The sequence below is a fragment of the Azospirillum isscasi genome (assembly GCF_030849505.1).
GTDB classification, from domain to species: Bacteria; Pseudomonadota; Alphaproteobacteria; order Azospirillales; family Azospirillaceae; genus Azospirillum; species Azospirillum isscasi.
Map to the genome: position 1 here is coordinate 1 of NZ_JAUJFI010000235.1, position 6,396 is coordinate 6,396.

Annotated in this window: 8 protein-coding genes and 1 pseudogene; 6 read left to right on the plus strand and 3 right to left on the minus strand. The window is 71.4% G+C overall.

Annotation, left to right across the window (positions count from 1 at the left end):
* From QSG27_RS26960 to QSG27_RS26975, 4 genes are all read left to right on the plus strand, one after another.
* A partial coding sequence (locus QSG27_RS26960; protein ID WP_306711657.1) for a D-alanyl-D-alanine carboxypeptidase occupies window positions 1-488 on the plus strand: 488 nt, incomplete at its 5' end.
* A 113-nt stretch (window positions 489-601) separates the two neighbouring features.
* The gene (locus tag QSG27_RS26965) at window positions 602-1,234 is read left to right on the plus strand and encodes a chemotaxis protein (protein WP_306711659.1); all 633 of its coding nucleotides are present in this window, start codon (window positions 602-604) and stop codon (window positions 1,232-1,234) included.
* A 5-nt stretch (window positions 1,235-1,239) separates the two neighbouring features.
* On the plus strand, window positions 1,240-2,061 hold the full coding sequence (locus QSG27_RS26970) for a class I SAM-dependent methyltransferase (RefSeq protein WP_306711661.1): 822 nt from the start codon (window positions 1,240-1,242) through the stop codon (window positions 2,059-2,061).
* A complete protein-coding gene (locus QSG27_RS26975) occupies window positions 2,058-3,095 on the plus strand; it encodes an endonuclease/exonuclease/phosphatase family protein (protein WP_306711663.1) in 1,038 nt (345 codons plus the stop codon). The genes QSG27_RS26970 and QSG27_RS26975 overlap by 4 nt, the downstream gene beginning before the upstream one ends.
* On the opposite strand, the gene QSG27_RS26980 is transcribed toward QSG27_RS26975, so the two are convergent.
* The 3 genes and pseudogenes from QSG27_RS26980 to panD form a co-directional block, all read right to left on the minus strand.
* Window positions 3,050-3,637 (minus strand): hypothetical protein, encoded by a 588-nt coding sequence (locus QSG27_RS26980; protein WP_306711666.1) that lies wholly within the window; start codon window positions 3,635-3,637, stop codon window positions 3,050-3,052. The genes QSG27_RS26975 and QSG27_RS26980 overlap by 46 nt on opposite strands.
* A gap of 70 nt (window positions 3,638-3,707) precedes the next feature.
* Window positions 3,708-3,950, minus strand: a complete 243-nt coding sequence (locus tag QSG27_RS26985) for a hypothetical protein (RefSeq protein ID WP_306711667.1) — start codon at window positions 3,948-3,950, stop codon at window positions 3,708-3,710.
* A 216-nt stretch (window positions 3,951-4,166) separates the two neighbouring features.
* A pseudogene (panD, locus tag QSG27_RS26990) lies at window positions 4,167-4,565 on the minus strand (aspartate 1-decarboxylase); the annotation flags it as partial.
* 312 nt (window positions 4,566-4,877) lie between these two features.
* Here panD and QSG27_RS26995 point away from each other — a divergent pair.
* Both QSG27_RS26995 and QSG27_RS27000 read left to right on the plus strand, forming a co-directional pair.
* On the plus strand, window positions 4,878-5,408 hold the full coding sequence (locus tag QSG27_RS26995; protein WP_306711669.1) for a chemotaxis protein CheW: 531 nt from the start codon (window positions 4,878-4,880) through the stop codon (window positions 5,406-5,408).
* The coding region (locus QSG27_RS27000; RefSeq protein ID WP_306711671.1) for a CheR family methyltransferase at window positions 5,405-6,396 on the plus strand (992 nt) is incomplete at its 3' end. The genes QSG27_RS26995 and QSG27_RS27000, both read left to right, overlap by 4 nt.

The following is a 6,396-nucleotide window of genomic DNA, read 5'->3' on the forward strand; positions in this document are numbered from 1 at the left end:
GGCTGGCCGCCGCGCGGCGGCTGGACCCGGCGGTGGCGACGCTGCCGCAGTCGGCGGCGGTGCTGACCGCGCCGGCCGTGCTGGCGGCCCCGCGCACCGACTGGAGCGGGCTGCGGCTGGTCAACCATTCGGGCCTCAGCGCGGCGTCGCGGATCACCCCGGCCCAGGCCATGGCGCTGATCCGCGGCGCCGGACCGGCGGTGCTGGCCCTTCTGCCCGGCGAGGACGAGGGCAAGGTCCTGCCGCCCGGCGTGCGGGCCAAATCGGGCACGCTGGCCTACGCCAAGGCGCTGGCCGGCACGCTGACCACCGCGAACGGGCGGGTGCTGGGCTTCGCCTTCTTCGTGACCGACGAGGAGCGGCGCGCCGCCATGGACCGGACGATGGACCGCCGCATCGCCGAAATCCCGGCGGAGGCCCGCGCCTGGCTGGTCCGCGCCCGCAAGCTCCAGGCCGACCTGCTGGAGCTGTGGATCGCCGGTTTGTGAGGGCTTTCCATCCCTCTCCCGGGGCGGGAGAGGGGCGGTATCGTGACCGCGACGCTTGGCGGACGGGGACGGGTGGTTGTACACTGCGACGGAATGTCCCACCGAGGTTCTGGATGCCGATCACCCCGCGCGCGCGCCGACACCAGCAGGGTTCCGACACGCCGGACATCGCGGCCAACCGCTACCACGACCGGCGGCTGGGGGCGGAGGTGGTCAACATCGTGGTCGGCGGCTGCGTGGTCAGCGGCGACCCGAACGTCGTCATCACCACCACGCTGGGCTCCTGCGTCGCCGCCTGCCTGTTCGATCCCGTCGCCGCCATCGGCGGGATGAACCACTTCCTTCTGCCCGACCACAACGGCGACCGGCTGTCCGTCGCCTCCCGCTACGGCAGTGCCGCCATGGAGCAGCTCATCAACCGGCTGCTGGCGGCGACGGGGCGGCGCGACCGGCTGCGCGCCAAGATCTTCGGCGGGGCCAGCGTCAACGGCGCCCCGCGCAGCGCCGGCATCGGCCAGCGCAACGTCGAATTCGTCATGGAGTATCTGGCGGCGGAAGGCATCCCGACCATGAGCTGGGACGTCGGCGGCCCGGCGGCCCGCGCGGTGCGCTTCTATCCCACCACGGGCCGCACCCAGCGCCGCCTGATCGCGGAGGAGACGGTGCGGGACATCGCGCGGTCCGAAACGTCCTTCATGGACCGGCTGCGCAAAACCGGGATCGATGGCGACGTCGAACTGTTCTGATCCCCATGCTCCATGGATTGTCCGGACTGCTGCCCGCCATAGCGGACCAAAATCTCGACGAGGCCGCCATTTACCGGCGGGAGGCGCTGTACGAGCGCCCGCGTTACGAACGCTCCCGCGGCCTGACGCCCGCCGCCGGTCCTTTGCTCTGCCCGATCTGCGGGCGGGAGGCGGCGCGCTTCCTGCCCTTCGGGCTGGGCGGACGGCGCAACGCGCGCTGCCCCGATTGCGGATCGCTGGAGCGGCACCGCTTCCTGTGGACCTTCCTGGCGGAACGGACCGACGTCCTGCGCCGGTCGCTGCGCATCCTGCACACCGCCCCCGAACCCTGCCTGGAACCGCTGCTGCGGGCGCGGCACGGGCGGCGTTACGTCACGCTCGACCGTTTCAACCCCGCCGCCGACGTGCAGGCCGACCTGACGGATCTGCCCTTCCCCGACCGGCGCTTCGACCTCGTGCTGTCCAGCCATGTGCTTGAGCATGTGCCGGACGACCGCGCCGCGCTGCGCGAGATCGCCCGCGTGCTGAAGCCCTCGGGCCGCGCCGTCCTGCTGTTCCCCTACGACCCGAAGGGGCCGACGCGGGAGGACCCGGCGATGGACACCCCCGCCAAGCGGCTTGCGGCCTTCGGTCACCCCTATCACTACCGGATCTATGGTACCGATACACCCCAGCGCATGGCCGAGGCCGGGCTGGTCGCCACGCTCGTCGCCTCCACGGCGATGCTGAGCGCGCACCGGCGGCGGCGGCGGCGCATCAACCGCAACCACCTGTTCCTGGCACGCCCCCGCGCCGGAGCGGGCGGGGCGTCCGGGGAGGGGTCATGAGCCGCACCATCCGCATCGCCACCTTCAACCTGGAAAGCCTGGACGACACCGGCGACCTGTCCTTCGAGGAGCGGGCCGCCGTGCTGCGCCCCCAGTTGGAGCGGCTGGACGCCGACATCCTGTGCCTCCAGGAGGTGAACGGCCAGCGCGAAGCGAAGGGGGAGCCGCGGACCCTGCGCGCGCTCGCCCGGCTGCTGGAGGGCGGACCCTACGCCGCGTTCCACCGCACCTCCGGCGGCGAGGGAACCCGGCTGGCCGACCGCCACAACCTCGTGCTGGTGAGCCGCTGGCCCATCCTGGCGGCGCGGCAGTACCGGCAGGATCTGGTGCCGCCTCCGCAGGTCCGCATGGTCACCGCCGACCCGGCCCAGCCCGGCGGGGACGCCGTGACCTGGGACCGCCCGGTGCTGCACGGGGAAATCGAGCTGCCGGGCGGGCGCCGGCTGCACGTCTTCAATTTGCATCTGCGCGCACCCATCGCGGCGCCGGTGCCGGGGCAGAAGAAGAACGCCTCCACCTGGAAGAGCGTCGGCGGCTGGGCGGAGGGGTTCTATCTGGCCTCCATCAAGCGGGCCGGGCAGGCGCTGGAAGCCCGGCTGGCGGTGGAGCGCGTCTTCGACGCCGATCCGCAGGCGTTGATCCTGGTGGCCGGCGACCTGAACGCGGAGATCGAGCAGACCCCCGTCCGCATCATCCGCGCCGACCTGGACGAGACCGGCAACGGCCATCTCGCCGGGCGCTCGCTGGTGCCGCTGGAACGCTCCGTCCCGGAGGAGCGGCGATTCACCGTGCTGCACGGCGGGGACGCCGTGATGCTGGACCATCTTCTGGTGTCGCGCGCCCTGCTGGGCTGGTTCCGCTCCGCCGAGATCCACAACGAGGCGCTGGGGGACGAGCTGATCGCCCACGCCACGGTCAGCCATTCCCCGGAAAGCTACCACGCGCCTCTGGTGGCCCGCTTCGAACTGCCCGAACAGGCGTTGCCCGATCAGACGGTGACGGACACCAGCGCGCCGGGGGAACCGATGCCGTAGGAACCGGCGCCGGGGGCCGCACCCGAAGCCCCGAGGCCCGCCGTGGACGAACCGGCCGCCGCCGAGCCCGTGCCAGCGGTCCCCGTGCCTGTGGCCGATGCGCCGGAGCCTGGGGCGCTGCCGGCCAAGGGCGGGCCAAAGCCGGAAGAGCCGGACCGCCCCGCACCGCCCGGCGGGGCGCCGTCGGCGGACGCCGCGGAGCCCTCGCCCTCCGCCGCCGTGCCGGTCTGGCCGTTCAGACGGCTGGCCGTGCGTCGGTATTCCTCGACCACCTGCTGCGCCGGGATCTGGTTCTGGGTCTCGCCCGAGGAGCGGTCGCGGAAATAGATGACGGCCAGCCGGGCGCCCTGGTCATAGCGCAGGACCGGGCTGATGTAGCCGCCCGCCACCACGACGGGGTCGGACGAGGACGCCGCCGGCGCGGATCGGGTCTTGGAAGCGGATGTTTCGGAAGTCTGTGCAGCGGCATCGGCCACGGTCTGTGCCGCCGATGCCGTCGCCGGCCGGTTCGCCTGGAGGCCGGAAACGCTTCGGATGTCCATGGCTGGCCGCCTTTCCCCTGCGGGCCCTGCCCCGGACCGCCCGGGCGGGCCCCGAACGGACGACGCGCGATCAGACCGTGATGTTGAGGTTCTGTCCGCGGGTCGGGGTGGTGTTGCCGCCGCCGGCCACAGCCTGCTGGCTCTGCTGAGCCTGCTGGTCCTGAGCCTGGACCTGCTGGCGGCGATCCTCCTCGGCCTTCTGGGCCTGCTGGTTCGGATCGGTACCCCGTGTCTGCTGCAGGGCCGCCGGCCCGCTGCTTAACGGTGTCGTGTAGGCTTGCTGTTGAAAGCCCCCTATGCCGCTGACGCCCATGACACGCACTCCTCGCTGTCCGCACTCCCACTCAAGTAGAGTAGGCAGAAATTGCCGCGCGTTCAAGTGGACTCACGTCCTATCCCTCGCAAAGAACGCGCAAGTCGCCGCACCGCTCGCCTTGCGCGTGGACTCGCGCCGCGGCGCCCTCTTTATTTGCAGGGACTCGGGACCGGCGGGTCAGGCCGGTTCCGGCTCCAGGAAGGCGCCTTCGCGGATCGCGAAGTCGAAGCGCCCGCCGTCCAGCGCCGTCACGTCGTAAGTCAGCGTCCGGTCGATGCTGTTGTCCGCATGGAAGGTGAGCACCCGCGGCTGCAGCGCCGCCAGCTCCGTCGGCTGGCAGTACCAGGAGGCGGCGATGATCACCTCGTCCCCCGGCTGGCAGCTCCGCGCCGCCGAGCCGTTCAGCACGCAGCAGCGCGACCCGCGCTCGCCATAGATCACATATGTGCTGATCCGCGCGCCGGAGTTCTTGTTCCAGATTTCCACGAATTCCAGAGGGTAAATTCCGACCGTCTCGCAATGCTCCGGATCGAGGGTGATCGATCCCTGATAGTTCAGGTTCGCATCGGTGACGCGCAGGCAATGCAGTTTCGCTCGGACAACCTTGATCATGGTCCCTCTCCGGTCGGTGGCCGCGGCCCCGATGCAGCCGGGAACGGCGATGAACGTTTGTAACCGCAATTGCGAAAACAGCAAGCCTTCCGGCACCCGCAGTATGACCGGCGCCATACCGCCACCTTGGGGTGAAGCTTTTGCCTTTTTGGGCTGTAGCTTTTGCCTTTGGTGGTATTTCCATCCCCGATGCGATGCGGCATGTTCGGCGCCGGTTTCCTGCCCCGCGGCGCCACCCAATAATAGGGTCGGGGTCCGGTTGCGCTTTCCAAACCCGGCAACAGACCAAGCGTAGGAAGGTGTGCGCCCGCGATGGCTGCGACGGCATCCGCGACACGGTACGTGATCTTCTCCGTCTCCAGCAGGACGCTCGCCCTGCCGGCGGAGTCCGTGCGCCGGTTCCTGCCGCTGCCCCGGCTGGACCGCCCGCCCGCGGCACCCGCGGCGGTTGCGGGACTGTTCCGCTACCAGGGCCGCGCCGTTCCGGTCCTGCGGCTGGATCTGCTGTTCGGAGGCGAGGCCGCGCCGCCGGAGCTGTACGCACCGCTGTTCCTGACCGATTGGGACGGGCGCCCGCTGGCCCTGCTGGCCGACCGGGTGTTCGACATCCTGCCCGTTCCCGACGCGGAGCGGACGGGGACCGACGCCGGCCTGACCTTCAACGGCTGCGCCGCCGGGACCATCCCCTACCGCGACGGCACCGCCACGGTGATCGAGCCCGCCCGCCTGCTGACCGCGGCGGAGGGCCGGCTGCTCGCCGCCTTCCAGGCCATGGCCGACGAGCGGCTGGCCCGGCTCGGCGCGTCCGGTCCGCTCGAAGACGCCGGGGAGGCGGCCCGATGAACCGCATCGACGCCATCCTGCGCGACCCCGTCTTCCCCCGGATCAAGGCCGCCGTCATCGCGGCGACCGGCCTCGCCTATTACGCCGACAAGGACGCCGCCCTGGCGGAGCGCATCAACCGCCGCCTTGCCGACAAGCCCGCCGTCGGCCTTGCCGCCTATCTGGGGCGGCTTGCCGCCGAGGGGCCGGCGGGGCCGGAGTATCAGGCGCTCATCAACGAACTGACGGTCGGCGAGACCTTCTTCTTCCGCTACGCCGAGCAGTTCGAGGCGCTGTGCGCCGTCGCCATCCCCGAATGCCTGCGCCGCAACCAGGACAGCCGCCTGCTGCGGATCTGGAGCGCCGGCTGCTCCATCGGGCCGGAAGCCTACACGCTGGAAATCCTTCTGAAGCGCCATTTCGCCGACCAGCTGCGCGACTGGCAGGTCAGCATCGTCGGCACCGACCTGAACGCCAGCTTCATCGACACGGCGCGGCGCGGCGTTTACGGGAACTGGGCGGTGCGCGGGCTGGACCCGGCGGTGCTGGCGGAGTGCTTCGACCGGCAGGGCGACCTGTGGGCGGTGAAACCGCGCTTCCGCGAATGGACGAGCTTCTCCGTCTTCAACCTCGTGGACGGGCCGCTGCCCAACTACCCGCGGGGACTGGGCGCGCTGGACGTCGTGCTGTGCCGCAACGTCATGATCTATTTCGACGAGCCGACGCGCACCCGGCTGCTCGACGGCCTGTTCGAGGTGCTGGTGCCGAACGGCTGGCTGGTGGTCGGCCATGCGGAGACGGGGCAGCAGGTCAACAGCCTGTTCACCCCGGTGCCGGTGCCCGGCGCGACCCTCTACCGCAAGCCGCGTCCCGGCGGCAATCCCGCGGCGGCCCAGCCGGCGGCGGCGCCCGCCATCACAGCGCCCGCCGTCACAGCCCCTGCCGTCCCGCCCGCCGCCAGGACCCTCCGCACCGCCCTGACGCGGACCGGCCTGACCCCGCCGCCGCC

Bases quoted from the DNA above. Each gene is read 5' to 3' on its own strand.
- QSG27_RS26970 (WP_306711661.1), top strand. From the start codon at position 1,240: ATGCTCCATGGATTGTCCGGACTGCTGCCCGCCATAGCGGACCAAAAT.
- QSG27_RS26975 (WP_306711663.1), top strand. From the start codon at position 2,058: ATGAGCCGCACCATCCGCATCGCCACCTTCAACCTGGAAAGCCTGGAC.
- QSG27_RS26985 (WP_306711667.1), bottom strand. From the start codon at position 3,950: ATGGGCGTCAGCGGCATAGGGGGCTTTCAACAGCAAGCCTACACGACA.
- QSG27_RS26995 (WP_306711669.1), top strand. From the start codon at position 4,878: ATGGCTGCGACGGCATCCGCGACACGGTACGTGATCTTCTCCGTCTCC.
- QSG27_RS26980 (WP_306711666.1), bottom strand. From the start codon at position 3,637: ATGGACATCCGAAGCGTTTCCGGCCTCCAGGCGAACCGGCCGGCGACG.
- QSG27_RS26965 (WP_306711659.1), top strand. From the start codon at position 602: ATGCCGATCACCCCGCGCGCGCGCCGACACCAGCAGGGTTCCGACACG.